Source organism: Shewanella sp. SM32 (assembly GCF_025654235.1).
Taxonomy (GTDB): domain Bacteria; phylum Pseudomonadota; class Gammaproteobacteria; order Enterobacterales; family Shewanellaceae; genus Shewanella; species Shewanella oncorhynchi.
The window spans coordinates 17,542-35,689 of record NZ_JAKKRO010000051.1 but is presented as its reverse complement, the minus strand read 5'-3'; the positions used below and the strand labels follow the sequence as shown (position 1 = coordinate 35,689).

The window sequence follows — 18,148 nt, the reverse complement described above, 5'->3', positions numbered from 1 at the left end:
GCGAGCCCTAAGATGAGTCATCCCTAGGAATTTAATTCCTCTAAAGAGCCGTTCGAGACTAGGACGTTGATAGGCATGGTGTGTAAGCGTTGTGAGGCGTTGAGCTAACATGTACTAATGACTCGAGAGGCTTAACCATACAACCCAGATGGGTTTTACTGAAAATGTTCCAGACATTTTCTAGCACTTCCTCCTTCCATGGAGGTCGTACGAAAAGCCTTAGACAGAATACAGATACTTGATAAAGTTTGAACTCAAACAAAGAAAATCAGCTTTCCGAATTATTATTAACGTGGTCCAGAGATGGACACGGTAATAAACAGAATTTGCTTGGTGACAATAGCCTTGTGGAACCACCTGATCCCATCCCGAACTCAGAAGTGAAACGCAAACGCGCCGATGGTAGTGTGGGGTCTCCCCATGTGAGAGTAGGTCATCGCCAAGCGCCTAATTTAAATAATCTTAATTGATTAGTATAGAATTGCTGATATGGCTCAGTCGGTAGAGCGCATCCTTGGTAAGGATGAGGTCCCCAGTTCGATTCTGGGTATCAGCACCATTACGATCTAGTGTTTAACCCTAGAATAAAGAATTTGCTTGGTGACAATAGCCTTGTGGAACCACCTGATCCCATCCCGAACTCAGAAGTGAAACGCAAACGCGCCAATGGTAGTGTGGGGTCTCCCCATGTGAGAGTAGGTCATCGCCAAGCGCCTAATTATCTCATTGAGATGTAATCAAGCCAGCTGAATAAGCTGGCTTTTTTGCTTTTGTAATCTGAACATTATTTATACTAATAGCAATGCTGCCGACTGTAAGTATTGCTATTAGCTTTGTTGGCGAGTCTTTTCTTCCCCTCAATACACAAGCGTTACTTCCAGATTTTTCACTATTCATCGATAAAAAAAAGCAGCCAGAAGGCTGCTTTGAGGTGGTGCTTTTGCATTAGTTTCGCATTAGGTTGCTTAAGCTTCTTTAAGCCACTGGGCAGCACGTTTAGCGAAGTAAGTTAAAATACCGTCTGCGCCTGCACGTTTAAAGCAAAGTAGGGATTCCATGACGATGGCCTTTTCGGCTAACCATCCATTCTGGATTGCTGCCATATGCATGGCGTATTCACCACTGACTTGATAGGCGAATGTTGGCACTGCAAGTTCAGTTTTAACGCGATGCACTATATCTAAATACGGCATACCTGGCTTAACCATCACCATATCGGCTCCTTCTTGGATATCGAGTGCGACTTCATGCAAAGCTTCGTCACTGTTCGCTGGATCCATTTGATAGCTATGCTTATTGCCACCTTTGAGGTTACCCGCTGAGCCTACGGCATCACGGAATGGACCGTAGTAGTTTGAAGAGTATTTTGCCGAGTAAGCCATGATTTGGGTGTTGACGTGCCCTGCCGCTTCTAATGCTTGGCGAATCGCGCCAATACGGCCATCCATCATGTCCGATGGTGCAATGATGTCAGCTCCAGCATCGGCGTGTGACAGTGCTTGCTTCACTAAAATCTCGGTGGTGATATCGTTAAGGATATAACCCGTTTCGTCTATGATGCCGTCTTGACCGTGAGTGGTGAAAGGATCTAGTGCCACGTCAGTCATGATGCCTAGCTGTGGAAAGGCTTTTTTTAGCTCGCGCACTGCACGTTGCACTAGGGCATCTGCGTTATAGGCTTCTTCTGCCATTAATGTTTTTTTCTCTGCAGGTGTCACAGGGAAAAGTGCGATCAATGGGATACCTAACTCAACCAGTTCTTCAGCTTCTTTCAGTAGCAAGTCTATCGAGTAGCGTTCAACACCGGGCATAGAGGCTATTTTTTCACTGCGATTAGTGCCTTCTAGAATAAACATTGGGTAAATCAAGTCATTGACCGTTAGATGATTTTCGGCCATGAGGCGACGGCTAAAATCATGTTTACGCATGCGGCGCATTCTACGCTGAGGGAAGGCACTGGTAATGATATTCACATTTGACTCCTAATTAGGTACTGGTCTTGCTTGATCCGACAAATACAAGCTGACTTGATTACGTCCACCGTTTTTTGCTTGGTAGAGGGCTTTATCTGCTTGTTCTAGTAATTTAGTACTGTGTTGATCGTGGGTCACTATATCGGCACTGACTCCGATACTGATAGTCAAAGGTATCGCTTCACCTTCCCATTCAAAATGAATAGAGGCAACAGCGTCTCTTATTGTTTCAGCAACTTGGAGCGCACCTTCTGCAGTTGTATTAGGAAGGATGATAGCAAATTCCTCTCCCCCAAAACGTGACACTAGATCCGTTGGCCGTTTTAAATGCTGCTGTAATGTTTGAGCTATTGTACGTAATGCTTGATCGCCTGCAAGATGACCGAATCTGTCGTTGATCAGCTTGAAGCGATCAATATCAAGCATTAACAGTGCTATGGGTGTTTCTTGCATGCGACTGATCCGGCTTTCAGCGATTAAACGTTTATCAAAGGCACTGCGGTTTTTGACCCCAGTTAAACTGTCGATAGTACTTTGTTCGGTGAGCTTTTGATTCACCTCATGCAATTCTCTGAGGGTGATTTCCAGTTCTAAAGTACGCTCTTGCACCATTTGTTCGAGTTTCTCATTGCTCTCGGCTTCCGCTTTTAGGGCTTCTTCCCGCGCACTACGAATTTTCTGTGCTTGCTTTAAGGCTTCTTGCTGGATACGTAGTTTAGCTTTGCGCTCATCGTTATAGCGGATGGCGAGCACCAGAGACATGAAGATAATTTCAAAAGTCAGCCCAAGCATCACAGGCGTTTGCGGTTTTAAATTTAAGTCGATCACGCTGAGATAAAGCAAGCTACTGATGCAGGCGCCTGTCAGCATACTCACCCAGCCAATAGTGTACATACGTGCCAGTTTATGGCCATTGATAGCCTGAGTAATGGCAAAGACCATCAGGACTAGGCTGAGCACTGCAACGGAAATGATCTCGATATAGAGCGCCGTTCCATATTGTATAAAAGGTGTGGCGAGTCCAACACAGAGGATATACACAGCACTATAGCGACAAGTGAGTAACATACGGCGGTTTAAATATTTGAGCTGTAATATTTTTTCAGTAAACATTAACGCAAATGCCATAACGATTGGCAGTAAAAACGGCACCATAACTTGCTGCAATAGCGGCCAGTCTGGCCAGAGGAATCGGAAGGCAAAACCGTTAATCGTGGCAACGAGTAAGGTCATGCTAAGGACATAGCCAGAGTAATAGCTGTAGCTGAATGAGCCCGATGCTATGGCGATAAAAAGGCTAAAAATGCCAATTGCGGCAAGTACACCAAGTTGGAATCCATGCTCAACGGCGGTAGATTCGGCAATTTGAGCTAAGTCATTAGAAGACCATAGGTTTAATGGTACTGCAGCACTACCTTCCGTTTGAATATGCAGATAGAAAGTATGGGAGTCATCTGTGTTGATCTTGAAAGGATATAGGAAAATATTACTCAAGAATGGTCGATCCTCATAGGGGAATATATCACCCATCAGCACAGTATTCATGAGTTTATTATTGACTAAATGGTAGATAGTTACCTTGTCTAACAAAGGGTTATCTAGCGCTAAAATGCGCGAAAGTGTTTCGTCAGGGCTGGTTAAGCTGAAACTGAGCCAAAATCATGGCCGCTGAGTTTTTGAATGTCTTTATTGGTAAAGTTATGCCAATCAGTTTTTGGCAAAGCTTGTATTTCGGCCAGTTCTTTTGCTGGTGTAGGGTGGCTGACCATTAACCAAGGCGTAAGGTTTAAAGGCGTCGTGGTTGACTCGTCAATGCTCAATAAGGTTGCCAAGGCCTGTGTTGGGCATATCCATAGCCACAGCAAGAGTATGAGTGGCATGTTTTTGTTAAGCATGGACTCGATCCAAATTAAAAAACGCTAAGCTATTTTGGTAGCAACGTTTTGCAAACTCATCCGCATCTTCTCCGCGTAGGTTTGCAATATAATTTGCGATATAAGGAAGGTATTCGGGCTTGTTTTTGCTCGATTTAGGCTTGGGCCGCATACTACGGGGGAGTAGGTAAGGGCTATCTGTCTCGATTAAAATGCGATTCTGCGGAATAAAGGGAACGAGTTGCGCTAGTTCTTGGCCGCGTCTTTCATCGCAGACCCAACCTGTTATGCCTAAGTGTAAATCGAGGTCAATATAGGCTTCCATCTGTGCGTGAGTGCCTGTGAAACAATGTAAAAGCGCACCATTAAGCTGAGGTCGATATTCACGCAGGATAGCGATAAAGTCTTCGTGGGCATCGCGCTCGTGCATCAGTACGGGCATTTGAAGTTCAATCGCCAATTCTAGTTGCGCAATAAAAGCTTGGCGCTGGATAGGTCTCGGGGAGAAATCACGATTGTAGTCTAAACCACATTCGCCAACGGCAACCACTTGCGGTGCATGGCAGAGTTCAGCTTGTCGAGCGTTTGAGCTATCATGCCAACCACTGGCATGGTGGGGATGCACACCAGCAGTGCAGTAAAGTTGATTAGGATATTGCTCGCATACAGCAATGGCTGCCGCACTTTCAGTTAAATCGCTGCCAATAACAATTAACGGCGAAACCCCTTGGTCCGCCGCCGCTTGTATTATCGATACAGTATCTTGTTCGAGTGCGCTGCCAAGTAAATTGACAGCGATATCTATGTATGAGGGCATTATTTTAGGCGTTTTACCCGAACCTTGGCATTGCGATCATCGGTACCCATTAAAAAAGAACCTAAAGCGGCTTTTTCAATATAGACAGTTTCACCTTGCTTAACATTGTACTTACGGCCATCAGTTTGTTTCCATACCTGACCGTTAGTGAAAGTCACTTTAATGTCTCCGTAGGCATCTTCAGCTATAGATTGAATCTCTAAATAAATCTTATCGACAGTATTTTCTTGAACACGCTTGGCTTCCATCCCAAAGTCATCGGCAATTTTTGCCGCTGGTGCTTGGGAGGCGGTTGCCACTATCGCTGCTGCAGTCGTAGGGACTGCAACTGTTGCTACTGTAGTCGGTATCGTTTGAGTGCGAATGGTGTCAGCTTTTACGCTTTCTGCTAGCTTGTCATAGCAAATCAAGCGGTCGAGTTTATCGGCGGTTGTTGCACATTGGGTTAACTGTTGTTCAATGCTGGCATTTGCTTGGACAGATACAAGCATGATCGCTGCCGTGATAAGAGTTAAGCGCATGAGAATGTTCCTTATTATATTATTCCCCTAACGCCTTCGAGGACGTTAGTCGTTTGTTTGTTCAGTATCTTCGTCTGACTCGTCATCTGGTTTGCTGTAGAAACGAGCCGCTAATAAACCGCCTTCGAACAATAACAGCATTGGTACAGCAAGCATAGTCTGGGAAATCACATCTGGTGGGGTTAATAGCATGCCGACGACAAAGGCGCCCACTATGATATAAGGACGTTTTTGCTTGAGATCTTCAGGTGTAGTGACACCTGACCAGCAGAGTAAAACAACGGCAATGGGGATTTCAAAGGATAGACCGAAGGCAAAGAATAGCTTCAGAATGAAGTTAAGGTAACTGGTAATATCTGTCGCAACTTGAACTCCCTCTGGCGCATTGTTAGCAAAAAAACCAAAAACAACAGGGAATACAAGATAATAAGCAAATGCAATACCGAGATAAAACAATAAGGTACTGCTGAATAGCAGTGGCATCACTAAGCGTTTTTCATGTTTATATAAACCCGGTGCCACAAAGGACCAAATTTGAAATAACACGTAGGGCACTGCCACAAAAAATGATAAAACGAGGGTTAGTTTGAAAGGTGCAAAAAATGGTGCAGCGACATCCGTCGCAATCATGCTGCCACCAAGAGGCAAAGATTGCATTAAAGGTATTGCCATGTAGTGGTAGATATCATTTGCCCAGTACACACTACAAATGAACACTAATAACACACTAGCAATGGATTTTAGCAGCTTGGACCTAAGTTCAAGCAAATGGCTGATAAGTGGCTGCTGTTGCGACATGAATTATCCGTTGGCTTTCGGGTTAGAACTGGTATCCACGCCCTGAGATGGCTCACTTGAAGTAGCGGGAGAAGCCGATGTTTGACTCGCCTCTACAGTGGCTGTTGGATTAGTTTGGCTAGCTTGAACTGGATTCACTTGAGCAGGAGTGTGAATTTGATTCTCAGGCTCAGGGGTGTCTTTTGACGGATCCTGAACTTGATAAGGGCGGTTCACTGACTGTGCCGCTTGCTTTAGTTGCTCAATAGACTCTTTGAGTTCAGGTGAGAGGTTAGATAAACCTTTGCTCTCGGCTTTTTTAAGATCGGCATGCAACTGCTCGATCTTCAGCTCCTGCTCAAGTTCTTCTTTTACCGAGTTCGCCATGCGTTTCATCGCACGGATCCAACTCGTTACCGAACGCACCGCAACCGGTAGACGTTCGGGGCCAAGAACCACTAGCCCCAAAACACCGATCAGCAGCAGCTCCATAAAGCCGATACCGTCAAACATAAAGAGTTACGCCTGTTCTTTGTTAGACTCAGGTTTCTTTTCAGTCGCCTGTTGAGTTGTTTGCGCTGTTTTAGCCGCTTCGGTGTCTTCTAATGCCTTCTTGTCTTCTTCTGAAGACATGGCGTTTTTGAAGCCTTTAACCGCACCACCTAAATCACCACCCAAAGAGCGTAATTTCTTAGTTCCAAACAACAAGACAACGATTAACGCAACGATAAGCAGTTGCCAAATACTAATACCACCCATGAAGGTATCCTCTTAATTGATATCGGTTCTATTATGAACCTCTGATTAATTAGTGCTAGCTAAAATTTGCGATTCTTTGGCCTAGATCGCCATCCTACAAACCACAATATCATGCCTGAAATTAGACAAACATAAGGGGTCCATAGTGTAGCGTCTCTATTAATCAATAACGTGCCACAGATCAATAAAACGGCAGAAGTGATAAGCAAGTAGTTACTCTTGTGTGCCTGCTGCTGATATTTCAAATACTTATCTAGCATTTGTTGCTGAGAACTCAGCAATTTCCTGCCTAACTTAAGATTATCGTAAATTAGTTCAGGGAATTCAGGTAGTTTATCAGCCCAATATGGCAGTTTTGTGGATACCTTTTTAAACATAGCTTTAGGACCGACTTGGTCGGCCATCCACTGCTCTAAAAAGGGTTTGGCGGTTTGCCATAAATCCAACTGTGGATACAGCTGACGGCCTAAGCCTTCGATGTAGAGTAAGGTTTTTTCCAACAATACCAATTGCGGTTGCACTACGATATCGAAGTGGCGCGCAGTGCGGAATAATTCCAGTAACACATGACCAAAGGAAATTTCGTCGAGCGGCTTGTTGAACATAGGTTCACACACCACTTTGATGGCCTGTTCGAAAGCTTGTAGATCGGTTTTTTCCGATACCCAGCCAGACTCAATATAGAGCTGGGCAATTCTGTGATAATCGCGATTAAAGAAGGCGAGGAAATTTTCGGCGAGATAGCGCTTATCGACTTCGCTGAGTGTGCCCATGATGCCGCAGTCGAGCCCAATGTAGTATGGGTTCTCAGGATGATCGCGGGAAATAAAGATATTGCCCGGATGCATGTCGGCGTGGAAAAAGTTATCGCGGAATACTTGGGTAAAAAATAGTTCAACACCCCGCTCGGCCAATAACTTAAAGTTGGTACCTTGCGCTTTAAGGGCGGCAATATCCGAGACAGAAATACCGTAAATACGTTCCATCACCATCAGGCGTGGATAGCAAAACTCTTCATACACATAAGGCACATAGAGCGCATCTGAGTTGAGGAAGTTGTTGCGTAGCTTGACTGCGTTTAAGGCTTCGAGCTTAAGGTTTAACTCGCCTAAAATAGTGACTCGATAATCTTCGATCACTTCAGCAGGGCGCAGGCGGTTACCTTCACCGAGGAGGTATTCAATCAGTTTGGCAGTTTGCGACATCAACTGCAGATCGGCTTGAATCTTGGCTTCTACATTCGGGCGTAGCACCTTAAGTACGACGTCTTTGCCGTTAGATTTTAAGGTCGCGGTATGCACCTGAGAAATAGAGGCTGAGGCCAGTGGCGTTTCATTAAAGTCATCGAATAGCGATTCAATCGGCGCTTTTAGCTCAGCTTCAATCGCTTGGCGGGCAAGTGCACCATCAAAGGGCGGTACTTTGTCCTGTAGCATGGCCAATTCACTGGCCCATTCATCGCTGAGTAAATCGCGGCGGGTTGAGAGCATTTGCCCAAGCTTGATATAAACGGGGCCGAGTTCCTGCATCGCCAGTTTTAAGCGTTCGCCACCGGGCTTATTTTTATGCTTATTGCGGATCCAGAATAGGCTGTTACGGGCGAGCTTAAAGTACCAAGGTGTCATCTTTGGCGGCAATACGTCATCTAACCCGTACTGAAGTAAGGTCTTGATGACGTGGTAACCGCGGCGGATACTGGCAAAGGTCATGGCTTAATTTGGTCTCTTAATTGGGCAATCCGTTGTTCAATCGCGCGAGTGTCGGCAACTAAATCATCCATTTGATCGCGAAAGTGCATTAACTCAATTGGGTGCGGTGCGAGGCGATACTCTTCAACTGCGAGTTGCCCTAAGTGGGAGCGGGTTTTACGCAACACTTCGAGTGCAAAGTCTTTTGCCTGATGGCTAGAACAGATGAGTTTGTGAGTGGGACCATCACCTAAATAACGGGATATTGGCTCGGCAAAGTCAAATTCGATACCGCGTAGATATTGGCTAAAGCTTTGTAATAAATTGAGATCGCCCTCAAGCTTGAGTTTATCTTGCTTGATTAGTTCAGTCAGGTTTGCGCCTTCGGACACGCGATAAAGCGTCGTCGCATCGGCATGTAGACTGACATCGACATCGCCTTCATAGCGGCTCAGTACTTGGATCTCTTTGGCAAACACTAAATAGAATGGCCAGCTGAGCTGCGATAATTGGATACGAAACACTTTGCCATGCAACTGGCGCTGGCGCGAATAATCGTCGCCCGCTTGGGCCTGAAGTTTTTTCAGACCCGTTTCAATTGCGGCGCAGGCAAGCAGCACAACTTCTTGCGGCATCATTAGAATTTATAACCACGGTGCAATGCGACAATGCCGTCGGTCATGTTGGTGTAGTCGACTTGTTCAAAGCCTGCATCAACCATCATTTGTTTTAATGTGTCTTGATCTGGGTGCATGCGGATCGATTCAGCCAGATACTCGTAGCTGTCGGCATCTTTAGTGATGAGCTCACCCATCTTAGGTAAGACTTTGAAGCTATATAAATCATACACTTTACGCATGATTTCATGCTGAGGCTTAGAGAACTCTAGCACTAATAACTTGCCACCGGGCTTAAGCACGCGATTCATTGAACGCAGCGCCGCATCTTTATCGGTCACGTTACGCAGACCAAAGGCGATGGTAATGATGTCGAAGTGGTTATCGGGAAACGGCAGTGCTTCGGCGTTGGCTTGCACATAACTGACATTATTGACTATGCCCTTGTCGCGCAATTTAGTGCGCCCGACTTTTAACATGGAATCGTTAATGTCAGCTAAAACCACTTCACCTTTATCGCCCACTAAGTGAGAGAATTTTGCGGTTAAGTCACCTGTACCGCCAGCCAAATCGAGCACTTTCATGCCAGGGCGGGCGCCAGAGACTTCAATGGTGTAACGTTTCCAAAAACGGTGGATGCCGAAGGACATCACATCGTTCATTATGTCGTACTTAGCGGCAACAGAATGAAACACGCCGGCAACGAGTTCAGCCTTTTTATCGGCCTCTACGGTTTTGTAACCAAAGTGGGTACTTTTAGATTCGCCCTCAGACATCAATGTGTTCCTATTGTTTTGCAATGTATTAGTTGCGAGTGTAAGCCATCGCCTGCATTTGCTGAATCTTTGATCTATCACTCTGTGATCGAGCTAGTAAACTAACTGCAGTGCCTTAGCTTGAGGCACTCCTGAACAGTCGTAGGATTAAGTGCTTAGCGACCACGTAAAATGGACTGGCATTAGACCACAATATCAGGATTTGGTGAATAGCTTAGCGCCCAGTTGGGTGCAACTGGTGATATTCATTGTGCCAAAAATTGCATGCGAGCCTCCACATAAGCGTAGATAAGCTCGCTTAGGCTTTGGCCAACATCCCTGAATCCGGCTTCAATCCCAGCTTCGTGGCAACTTGGCGCAGCCTCGGCTAAATGCAAATAAGCACATGTACAGTGGCGAGCGATATAACTGACATAATGCGCCGCATCGAGCAATGGCACACCAGCAACGGTTGAAGCGCTACTGGGCATTTTAGCGATAGCATCGACGTCAAGTTCTAATCCTACGGGTAAACCTGTGTCATTTAGTTTGGCGGCGATTTCAAGTAAAGCTTGGCTAAGGCTGATTTCACGGCGAACCCAAATTTGTTGCAAGCTATGCCAAGTGCCCCCAAATTCGCTGAGTTGGCTTAGGTTTGCTTCGCTGTTTTTTAACTCGTGTAAACCCAGTACATGGTAGCAACCTAAGGCGCCGCGATCGGCTGCATAGCTAAAACCATTGCCGCTGTGACGACCTTCGAGCAGGCGAAAATCCGAATGAGGATCGAGATTCACCGCCGCGACTTGGCGTTGGTAGTGGCCGTAGGTTGCCATCAACAAGCCATAGGCATTGTTGTGGCCGCCGCCGATGAGTATGGGTTCTAAACCCGCTTTTAAAATCGCACTGACGATACGGATCACACGCTCATCGAGTTGTTCCACTGCATCGCGTAATTCATCTAAGGTGACGTCACTGTTAGCTGTTGTATTGCTCGTAGTTTGTTGCTGCAGATCGGCGGTGTTCACTTGGCCTAACACTAGGCATTCGGCGCCAGAAAGAAAACGATTCGATTGTAAATTGAGCCATTGGCGCATACTGGTTGTGAACGCATCGGTTGCACCGCCGCGGCCTAAATTGGCACGTGGGCCTATATCTTCGCCAACGCCGATAATGGCAAAGCATGCACCGTGGGCTTTTGCAGTGGCAAGTATGGTCTCTAACGTGTGTTCGTGATTGGCCAGATGGACGCATTGGCCTAGCTTAGTTTCGCCCGTTCTTGTGCTGACGAGTGAGGCGATATCGGTATGGGTAAAAGGAATAAATTCAGGCATAGATTGATATTCTTATTCGGCCAGAGTCGAGCTATTGTGGCCAGAGTAGGGCGAGGATTCAATGGGGAAACGCTGAAAATAGTGAATAAAAAAGCCAGCTTAGCTGGCTTTCTTGACTGAACAGTGAGATTACTCAATGTCGAGTGGTTCAGGTGATAAAATCACACCTGTGTTATCAGCATAAATGTGATCGCCGGGTAAGAAAGTCACACCGCCAAAATTGACTGGAATTTCCACTTCGCCCACTGAATTGCTATCAGCACCCACTGGAATAGAGGCAAGGGCCTGAATTCCAATGTCTAACTCTTCCAATGCATCCACATCGCGCACAGAACCGTAAACGATAATGCCTTCCCAGTTGTTGCTGACCGCAAGTTCTGCGATAGCGCCATCGATCAGCGCACGGCGTAATGAGCCACCGCCATCAATGAGTAAGACTTTACCTTGGCCATCCTCTTGTAGGACTTCGGTAATTAGGCCGTTGTCTTCAAAGCATTTGATGGTGCTAATAGAACCGCCAAAAGAGCTACAACCACCGTAGTTACTGAACATGGGCTCGACTACATCTACGACATCTAAGTACATGTCACATAGTTCTGAGGTGTTGTATTCCATATTTACACTCCTATTGATCCGCGTTGCGTACAGTTTAGCGAGTTTACGCCAGTATAAAAGGGATTATTGAAAAGAAAAGTGTTATCAATCACGGTATTGTTGCCACTTGGCTGTTAACACATCTGTAGTAAATTTTCGTCACACTATAGAATTTATTCGGTAAAACTTGATATCGGTCATTAAATAACGGTTTTTTATTACAACTCTGTTGCGCGCTTTGGTATTATATCCCAAGTTTAAATTAACTTACTTAACTTAATTTGCTTTAGGGGCATGGACCCCCCGTTACGCTTATGGACGGTAGAGGGCCTTCGAGAGGTGCCTATGGAAGCTGTAAATACGATTGAAATTATTGGTTATTTTGCCTCTATAATGGTGGCGATCTCTCTAATGATGAAGAATATCATTTGGTTGCGATGGTTGAATTTTGTAGGATGCACTCTGTTTGTGGTTTATGGGGTGTTTATTTCTGCTTGGCCTGTGGCCGGCATGAATGCGTTTGTTGCTTGTATTAATATTTACCATTTGACAAAAATTTACCGTGCTAAGGCAAATACTCCCGCCGCAGCCTAAGTTTTATTGGATTGTGTTGCTCTTGAGATTAACGTTTAGAGCAACACAATATCCTGTCTCAGTCCTATCGCTATTCCTAAATAAATCCCTTAGCCCCAGCATAACGTCCCTAGAATCCTTCTAGATCAAAACCTCAGCCATGCTTCTTGTCATAAAACCTTCGAGCAGATGTCACTTAGCCGTCACAGGTCTTTCTTAGTCTCAAGCTATCTAATAGTGCTTTAGCTAATGTTATTTAGGTTTAACCAATAGCAAACAGTAAATTAGCCGTGAGCAGTCAATAACGAATTCAATCGTGAATAGAGCCTTGGTGAGTCGGTTGGTTTCAGACTAAGCACTCTAAGCGTCGTCGAGAGAATGTACAGATGAACATCGCAGTAAAACTCGCTGGTATGCCAGCAAGGAGCCTGTTTTATGTTGAGTTACGTTGCAGACTTAGATAAGCGAATGTTTTGCCATATCGTGAGCTTCACCCAGCACCATGGTTTATATGCCCATGCAAAGCGGGTATCAGCGAGTGGCGATGGGCATGTGTATTTATATTTGTCCGTGGGTTTGATGCTGACGCACGCTCAAGGACAGGCTCTATTTAATTTGATGTTAGCGAGTTTTTTGGTTGAGTTACCTCTGTATTTACTATTGAAAAATAGTATTCGTCGCACACGGCCATGCCATGCATTAGTGGGATTTGAGAGTGGTTTTGAACCATCGGATCGCTTCAGCTTACCGTCTGGTCATACAGCTGCGGCCTTTGTGATGGCAACTAGCGTGGCGCAAATCTATCCAGCGGCGGCTCCTGTGGCGTATTTATGGGCTTTTAGCATAGGGGGCTCACGTATTGCACTTGGCGTGCATTATCCCTTAGATATTCTGGCGGGAGCCTCATTAGGGATTGGGTCGGTATTGCTGGTTCATCCAGTGATTTAATTCAAATATGCGCCTGTTAATCATTTCATTAGTGGGAATTCTCCTTCACTCATCAGTTTAAGGATACGTAATGCGAATACTCTACGGAGTTCAAGGCACAGGGAATGGCCACTTAAGTCGTGCACGCGTCATGGCTAAAGCATTGATGAAACAAGATATTGAAGTTGACTTTCTATTTTCGGGGCGCAAGCCTGATCAGTTTTTCGATATGGAGTGCTTTGGTGATTATCGCGTTCAAGCGGGAATGACGTTTGCGACGCACTCCGGGCGCGTGAATGTGCCACAAACTGTCCGACAAAATTTGTCCTTGTCGTTATTTAAAGATATTAAAGCCTTAGATCTCAGTTGCTATGATTTAGTACTCAACGACTTTGAACCTGTGTCGGCTTGGGCTGCGCGGCGCCAAGGCGTGCCATCCATTGGTATTAGCCATCAGGCGGCGTTAACTCATCCGGTGCCAAAACTCGGTAGCACTTGGTTTAATGAGATGCTGCTCAATTATTTTGCACCAGTGGATGTGGCGCTGGGGTGTCATTGGCATCATTTTGGCTTCCCTATTTTGCCGCCTTTTGTCGAAGTGGATGCCAGCCCATTCGAACACACGCATCAGATTTTAGTTTATTTGCCTTTTGAAGATGCGGATATGATTGCTCATTTTCTGTCTCACTTTAGTGATTATCAGTTTTTGGTATATCACAGCCAACAACCTAAAGGCCAAGTTGCTGAGCACATTAAATGGCACGGTTTTAATCGTGAGGGGTTTAAGCAACATCTTGCCAGCTGCGGTGGTGTGATAGGCAATGCGGGCTTTGAGCTTGCCAGCGAAGCATTAACCTTAGGTAAAAAACTCTTAGTCAAACCACTGATTGGCCAGTTTGAGCAGTTATCGAATGTGGCGGCGTTACAACTTTTAGCGGCTGCAGATAGTATGATGAGTCTCGATGTGAACATAGTTAAGCGCTGGCTTAAAACGGCATCGCCTAATCCAATCGCATATCCAAAGGTGGGGGATACGCTGGTTAAATGGATTAACGGCGGCGACTGGCACAATAGTCAGCCGCTGTGCCAAGAGTTATGGAGCCAAGTCACGCTTCCCGATACTTGGCGTTAAACAGCATTGCTGTTCAGATGAAAAGCAACTTAGGCACTAGCTGGGTTAATGGCGTTAGCGTATAATTTCGTCAATTTTGCTGTTAGTCCCTTTCAGCACGTCTATTTTGGCCTAGCCTGGCCGTTAATTATGTTGTTATAAATGAGCCTGAAAAAGTTTACTCAGTACAAGTTACTGTTTTTAATGTTGTTATTACTTTGCATCCTACTTCCTTTTATTCCAGATCAGGCTTACCACATACCCGGCCCTGATATCGCTAAGCAAAATTTTCATGTGATTGAGTTTAATGATAAAGGTCAGCCCCACGACGAAAGGCAATGGCAAGGTTTAGAGACGCGAATTTTACATCCAGAGCCTGCACAGATCCCTGAATTATTGATTTTTGTTCATGGCTGGCATCATAGCGCCGAGCCTAAGGATGAAAACTTTATTGCCTTTGAGCAGTTTTATCAGCAAATGGCCGCGTCCGATACCCAGCGTAACTTGTTGGGTTTGTATATTGGCTGGCGGGGCGATAAATATGATCCTTTTTGGATCGATGGCTCAGATGATGCAAAAAGTTGGATTGAACCCTTAGATTTTCCCACTATTTTACAGCGTAAACGGGTTGCTAAACGTATCGGGCAGTTAGGTCTATCACAGTTGCTGGATAAGCTTGATAGCTTAGTAACACAGCATAAACTGCTGCGGTACACTGTGATTGGCCATAGTCTTGGCGGTGCTGTTGTTTTGCATGCGAGTAAAGATCGCATCAAAGCCGCCATTGATAATCAGCAGGATAATCCTAATTTATTCTTACTGTTAAATCCTGCCGTACCTGCTAAAGAGTATCAGCCATTAGATACGTTGGTGAGCTTAGATAGACAAAAACCGAGTATGGTGGTGTTGCAATCGAAGGGGGATTTTGCAGTGAAAGAAGCCTTCAATTACATCAAGGACGGCGAGCGCGCTGTCGGGAACTCTTGGGCTATTACCCACGATATTGACAAATGCTCTGGTGGCAATTGCACCACGCCAATGAAGATGCCTTCGGCCTTGATGGCGCACGATCAAATCCCTGGCTGTATGATGACGCTGCCTCAATCAGGCTGGAAAATTCGTGCTCGCCTGCAGGCTCGTCGTACTGTGCAAACCTGCCCCGATGCCAATATGCAAGCCGTATGGGTACTGGCCGTGTCTGACGAAATCGTCTCTGGGCACAACGGCATTCTCACTCCAGAGCATGGTAAAGCCTTGTCTGAGGTGATGCGTATGATTGATTTATATCGAAATCAATTACCTAAACATGCGGTGGAAAGCCCTGCGAACCAAGATCTTGGCACCTTAGCGCCAGAGTCAGAAGCTGCAACATCTACCGAAGGTGAAACGCCTGTGCCACAAGAGCCAGTGATTATTGTCGAGCCTTTACCTGAAGAGCAAAGCTCACCGACACCTAAGGTTAATGCACCATTGCAGGAGCCAAACGTATGACTGGAACAAGATAAGCCTGCTGCGACTGAGGCGCCACCCGCACCAATTAAAGCGCCGGAATCAAAGCCTGAGGCTAAGCCAAACGACGGCGCAGAACCTCAACCTAAGGTTGAGACTGAAGGCATAAAGTGATCGGTAGCTGTATGGAGTAAGCAATAGACGATATATCTAGTGTTGTATGTCATTGAAAATATTTAATAAGCTGGTGAATAAACTTTATGAGTCAATATGAGAGCTGAGTTAAGAGCAAAAATCATCACTGTTTGTCATAAAAAAATTGAGACTAAAGGCGATAATGTCGGCCTCTCATTTTACGCCTTCTTTGCGAACAAAAATGATGATCCAGAGTTGCTTATGGAAGCGGCGACTTGGTGGATTCAAACTCATCGCTTAGACCATTTTGTTAAGGCTCATAAAGTGATAGAGATGATCCAAAAGGAATCGGAAGAATAGACTCCAAAGCTGTTACTGCGGATTTTTGGTTTGCCACCTGCGCCAAGTAAAAGTGATTAGCACGGCGAGTATCAGGCTGACCATGGCCCATGTGGGGTATTTATGCTGGTGGTAAAACGCCAGCATGGGAGCTATTTCATCGCGGATTAACACTGGGCCTAACCCAAAGAGTGCCACCCAAATGCTGGTGGCGAGAGCATTACCAATCACAAATTGTTTTAATGGCATTTTAGCGAGACCGCAGCCGATAAACATAAACTGTTTTAATCCCTCAACAAAACGACTCAACACTAAAGCGGCAATGCCATATTGACCGATAACGCTGTGGATTTTATTTTCCAATGGCGGTTTTATCCAGCCCTTCTTAAGCAATACATCACCAAAGCGCCAACCGATAAAATATCCCAAGCTGTTACCGCAGAGTGCAGCGCAAGCTGCGACGATTAATACCAATGGCAGTGACATTTGCCCTGTGGCAGCTAATAAACTGGCGACAATCAATAAGGATTGCCCAGGCGCCGGAATACCAAAACCCTCGACAGCAATCGCGACAAATAGCAGCACATAGCCATATTGCTGCAGCCAAGGCGTGAGTTCAGTGATGATATGTTGTAGCGCTTCTGGCATAGATGAAAGTGATCAAATCAGTGTGACGATTGGCCTATCATACTCGCCAACTTCTCTGGCTGGATAGATTTATGAGCAAAGTTTCATGCCAGTTTTAGTTAGTGGCGGTGAATAGGCGTAACGCAGGGGGGGCAGTTTTTCTGAAATATAAAAAAGGCCGAACTCAGTTCGGCCTTAATACCTGTACTACAGTCGTGACGATAAAGCGACTAGGCGAATGCTGCTTGTAGCTGTGGTACTACTTGTTTCTTACGGCTTAATACGCCGTCTAACCACACTTTACCATCGACGGTATCTTTACCGTAGGCACGTTGGGTCAGCTCCGCATCGTCAGACACAATCAACAACTCTGAACCTTCTTTCATGATGTCAGTCAGCAGCAATAAAACGCTGTGGCGGTTACCTTCCACTTTCAGTGCTTTGATATCGGCTTCTAGCTCGGCCTTGATATCGTCAAATACTGACAGGTCGATCACTTCTAACTGGCCGATACCGACCAAGTTACCGTTCATGTTAAAGTCTTTAAAGTCGCGCATTACTAAGTCACGTGCTGGTGTGCCTTGGACGGCGGATTTCACTTTGAACATTTCCATGCCCAGTTCTTTGAAATCTTCAACGCCGGCGATCTCAGCTAACGCTTCAACGCAGCGAATGTCGGCAGTGGTGCAAGTCGGTGATTTGAAAATCACGGTATCGCTCAAAATGGCGCACATCATGATGCCAGCGATATTTTTAGGGATAGCGACTTGGTAAAAGTCGAACATCATCTTGATCACTGTGTTGCTGCAACCCACTGGGCGGATCCAGCATTCTAGCGGGGTATTTGTGGTCAGATCGCCAAGTTTGTGGTGATCGACAATCCCGACGATAGTCGCTTGGGCGATATCATCCGGTGCTTGAGTCAGTTCTGAATGGTCAACGATATACACTTGCTCGCCAGCGTAGCTGGTTTTGTATTCTGGAGCTTCGAAGCCGAAACGTTCCAGAATAAAAGCGGTTTCAGGTGACAATTCACCTAAACGTGCGGCAATGGCTTCTTCACCGATTTGGTTTTTTAAATAGGCTAACGCGATAGCACCGCAGATTGAATCTGAATCGGGGATCTTGTGACCGACAACGTAAATGGGCATTTCAGGGACTCTCCTTTAAATTTGTGACAATTTTAGCAATATTTGGCTTTAATCGGAAATAGCCAAAGCGCATATCACTGCGCTCTTCAGTTGCTATTTCTCTAAAAATAGAACGCTCAGGTTCGGCAAA

17 protein-coding genes, 1 tRNA gene, 3 rRNA genes and 2 pseudogenes are annotated in these 18,148 nt (G+C 45.6%); 9 read left to right on the top strand and 14 right to left on the bottom strand.

Annotated elements, in window-relative coordinates; genetic code table 11:
* The 4 genes from L5M10_RS17910 to rrf (L5M10_RS17895) all read left to right on the top strand — a co-directional run.
* Positions 1–139: ribosomal RNA gene (locus tag L5M10_RS17910) — 23S ribosomal RNA — on the top strand; the annotation flags it as partial.
* A 190-nt stretch (positions 140–329) separates the two neighbouring features.
* Positions 330–445, top strand: a 5S ribosomal RNA gene (rrf, locus tag L5M10_RS17905).
* Positions 446–483: 38 nt separating this feature from the next.
* A tRNA-Thr gene (locus tag L5M10_RS17900) sits at positions 484–559 on the top strand.
* A 37-nt stretch (positions 560–596) separates the two neighbouring features.
* A 5S ribosomal RNA gene (gene rrf, locus L5M10_RS17895) occupies positions 597–712 on the top strand.
* Between the two features lie 253 nt (positions 713–965).
* On the opposite strand, the gene hemB is transcribed toward rrf (L5M10_RS17895), so the two are convergent.
* The 12 genes and pseudogenes from hemB to rraA form a co-directional block, all read right to left on the bottom strand.
* Positions 966–1,973, bottom strand: coding sequence for a porphobilinogen synthase (gene hemB, locus L5M10_RS17890; RefSeq protein ID WP_105251204.1), 1,008 nt, complete (start codon positions 1,971–1,973; stop codon positions 966–968).
* A 9-nt stretch (positions 1,974–1,982) separates the two neighbouring features.
* Positions 1,983–3,868: pseudogene (locus tag L5M10_RS17885) on the bottom strand (diguanylate cyclase).
* Positions 3,861–4,664 carry a TatD family hydrolase gene (locus tag L5M10_RS17880; protein WP_263164263.1) on the bottom strand — a complete coding sequence of 268 codons (804 nt, stop codon included), beginning with the start codon at positions 4,662–4,664 and terminating at the stop codon, positions 3,861–3,863. The pseudogene L5M10_RS17885 and the gene L5M10_RS17880 overlap by 8 nt, the downstream one beginning before the upstream one ends.
* Positions 4,664–5,185 carry a hypothetical protein gene (locus tag L5M10_RS17875; RefSeq protein ID WP_263164264.1) on the bottom strand — a complete coding sequence of 174 codons (522 nt, stop codon included), beginning with the start codon at positions 5,183–5,185 and terminating at the stop codon, positions 4,664–4,666. Before L5M10_RS17875 ends, L5M10_RS17880 begins: the two co-directional genes overlap by 1 nt.
* A gap of 45 nt (positions 5,186–5,230) precedes the next feature.
* Complete coding sequence (gene tatC, locus L5M10_RS17870; RefSeq protein ID WP_113940134.1) at positions 5,231–5,983, bottom strand: twin-arginine translocase subunit TatC; 753 nt, start codon at positions 5,981–5,983, stop codon at positions 5,231–5,233.
* 3 nt (positions 5,984–5,986) lie between these two features.
* On the bottom strand, positions 5,987–6,475 hold the full coding sequence (gene tatB / locus L5M10_RS17865; RefSeq protein ID WP_168825776.1) for a Sec-independent protein translocase protein TatB: 489 nt from the start codon (positions 6,473–6,475) through the stop codon (positions 5,987–5,989).
* 6 nt (positions 6,476–6,481) lie between these two features.
* A complete protein-coding gene (gene tatA / locus L5M10_RS17860) occupies positions 6,482–6,721 on the bottom strand; it encodes a Sec-independent protein translocase subunit TatA (protein WP_006083329.1) in 240 nt (79 codons plus the stop codon).
* A 59-nt stretch (positions 6,722–6,780) separates the two neighbouring features.
* Positions 6,781–8,430 carry a ubiquinone biosynthesis regulatory protein kinase UbiB gene (gene ubiB / locus L5M10_RS17855; RefSeq protein WP_131523492.1) on the bottom strand — a complete coding sequence of 550 codons (1,650 nt, stop codon included), beginning with the start codon at positions 8,428–8,430 and terminating at the stop codon, positions 6,781–6,783.
* A complete protein-coding gene (locus L5M10_RS17850; protein ID WP_168825772.1) occupies positions 8,427–9,047 on the bottom strand; it encodes an SCP2 domain-containing protein in 621 nt (206 codons plus the stop codon). Before L5M10_RS17850 ends, ubiB begins: the two co-directional genes overlap by 4 nt.
* A complete protein-coding gene (gene ubiE, locus L5M10_RS17845) occupies positions 9,047–9,802 on the bottom strand; it encodes a bifunctional demethylmenaquinone methyltransferase/2-methoxy-6-polyprenyl-1,4-benzoquinol methylase UbiE (protein ID WP_006083326.1) in 756 nt (251 codons plus the stop codon). Before ubiE ends, L5M10_RS17850 begins: the two co-directional genes overlap by 1 nt.
* A gap of 245 nt (positions 9,803–10,047) precedes the next feature.
* Complete coding sequence (locus tag L5M10_RS17840) at positions 10,048–11,112, bottom strand: formimidoylglutamase (RefSeq protein WP_263255682.1); 1,065 nt, start codon at positions 11,110–11,112, stop codon at positions 10,048–10,050.
* A 129-nt stretch (positions 11,113–11,241) separates the two neighbouring features.
* Positions 11,242–11,727 (bottom strand): ribonuclease E activity regulator RraA, encoded by a 486-nt coding sequence (gene rraA, locus L5M10_RS17835; protein ID WP_263164270.1) that lies wholly within the window; start codon positions 11,725–11,727, stop codon positions 11,242–11,244.
* Between the two features lie 324 nt (positions 11,728–12,051).
* Between rraA and L5M10_RS17830 the strand changes: the two genes are divergently transcribed.
* The 5 genes and pseudogenes from L5M10_RS17830 to L5M10_RS17810 all read left to right on the top strand — a co-directional run bounded on the left by L5M10_RS17830 (position 12,052) and on the right by L5M10_RS17810 (position 16,261).
* Complete coding sequence (locus L5M10_RS17830; protein WP_113940145.1) at positions 12,052–12,300, top strand: YgjV family protein; 249 nt, start codon at positions 12,052–12,054, stop codon at positions 12,298–12,300.
* A 414-nt stretch (positions 12,301–12,714) separates the two neighbouring features.
* Positions 12,715–13,227, top strand: coding sequence for a phosphatase PAP2 family protein (locus L5M10_RS17825; RefSeq protein ID WP_105251216.1), 513 nt, complete (start codon positions 12,715–12,717; stop codon positions 13,225–13,227).
* A gap of 70 nt (positions 13,228–13,297) precedes the next feature.
* Positions 13,298–14,338: an MJ1255/VC2487 family glycosyltransferase gene (locus L5M10_RS17820; protein ID WP_105251217.1), complete on the top strand. Its 1,041-nt coding sequence runs from the start codon at positions 13,298–13,300 to the stop codon at positions 14,336–14,338.
* A gap of 141 nt (positions 14,339–14,479) precedes the next feature.
* A pseudogene (locus L5M10_RS17815) lies at positions 14,480–15,940 on the top strand (thioesterase).
* Between the two features lie 96 nt (positions 15,941–16,036).
* Positions 16,037–16,261, top strand: coding sequence for a DUF6500 family protein (locus L5M10_RS17810; protein WP_168825761.1), 225 nt, complete (start codon positions 16,037–16,039; stop codon positions 16,259–16,261).
* Positions 16,262–16,273: 12 nt separating this feature from the next.
* Here the strand turns inward: L5M10_RS17810 and L5M10_RS17805 are convergent, their stop codons facing one another.
* Entirely contained in the window at positions 16,274–16,888 is a 615-nt protein-coding gene (locus L5M10_RS17805; RefSeq protein ID WP_263164274.1) for a DedA family protein, read from the bottom strand.
* Positions 16,889–17,097: 209 nt separating this feature from the next.
* Positions 17,098–18,018, bottom strand: a complete 921-nt coding sequence (locus L5M10_RS17800; RefSeq protein WP_263255681.1) for a manganese-dependent inorganic pyrophosphatase — start codon at positions 18,016–18,018, stop codon at positions 17,098–17,100.
* Positions 18,019–18,148: the final 130 nt, after the last annotated feature.

Bases quoted from the DNA above. Each gene is read 5' to 3' on its own strand.
- L5M10_RS17880 (WP_263164263.1), bottom strand. From the start codon at position 4,664: ATGCCCTCATACATAGATATCGCTGTCAATTTACTTGGCAGCGCACTC.
- L5M10_RS17875 (WP_263164264.1), bottom strand. From the start codon at position 5,185: ATGCGCTTAACTCTTATCACGGCAGCGATCATGCTTGTATCTGTCCAA.
- tatC (WP_113940134.1), bottom strand. From the start codon at position 5,983: ATGTCGCAACAGCAGCCACTTATCAGCCATTTGCTTGAACTTAGGTCC.
- tatB (WP_168825776.1), bottom strand. From the start codon at position 6,475: ATGTTTGACGGTATCGGCTTTATGGAGCTGCTGCTGATCGGTGTTTTG.
- tatA (WP_006083329.1), bottom strand. From the start codon at position 6,721: ATGGGTGGTATTAGTATTTGGCAACTGCTTATCGTTGCGTTAATCGTT.
- ubiB (WP_131523492.1), bottom strand. From the start codon at position 8,430: ATGACCTTTGCCAGTATCCGCCGCGGTTACCACGTCATCAAGACCTTA.
- L5M10_RS17850 (WP_168825772.1), bottom strand. From the start codon at position 9,047: ATGATGCCGCAAGAAGTTGTGCTGCTTGCCTGCGCCGCAATTGAAACG.
- ubiE (WP_006083326.1), bottom strand. From the start codon at position 9,802: ATGTCTGAGGGCGAATCTAAAAGTACCCACTTTGGTTACAAAACCGTA.
- L5M10_RS17840 (WP_263255682.1), bottom strand. From the start codon at position 11,112: ATGCCTGAATTTATTCCTTTTACCCATACCGATATCGCCTCACTCGTC.
- rraA (WP_263164270.1), bottom strand. From the start codon at position 11,727: ATGGAATACAACACCTCAGAACTATGTGACATGTACTTAGATGTCGTA.
- L5M10_RS17830 (WP_113940145.1), top strand. From the start codon at position 12,052: ATGGAAGCTGTAAATACGATTGAAATTATTGGTTATTTTGCCTCTATA.
- L5M10_RS17825 (WP_105251216.1), top strand. From the start codon at position 12,715: ATGTTGAGTTACGTTGCAGACTTAGATAAGCGAATGTTTTGCCATATC.
- L5M10_RS17820 (WP_105251217.1), top strand. From the start codon at position 13,298: ATGCGAATACTCTACGGAGTTCAAGGCACAGGGAATGGCCACTTAAGT.
- L5M10_RS17810 (WP_168825761.1), top strand. From the start codon at position 16,037: ATGAGAGCTGAGTTAAGAGCAAAAATCATCACTGTTTGTCATAAAAAA.
- L5M10_RS17805 (WP_263164274.1), bottom strand. From the start codon at position 16,888: ATGCCAGAAGCGCTACAACATATCATCACTGAACTCACGCCTTGGCTG.
- L5M10_RS17800 (WP_263255681.1), bottom strand. From the start codon at position 18,018: ATGCCCATTTACGTTGTCGGTCACAAGATCCCCGATTCAGATTCAATC.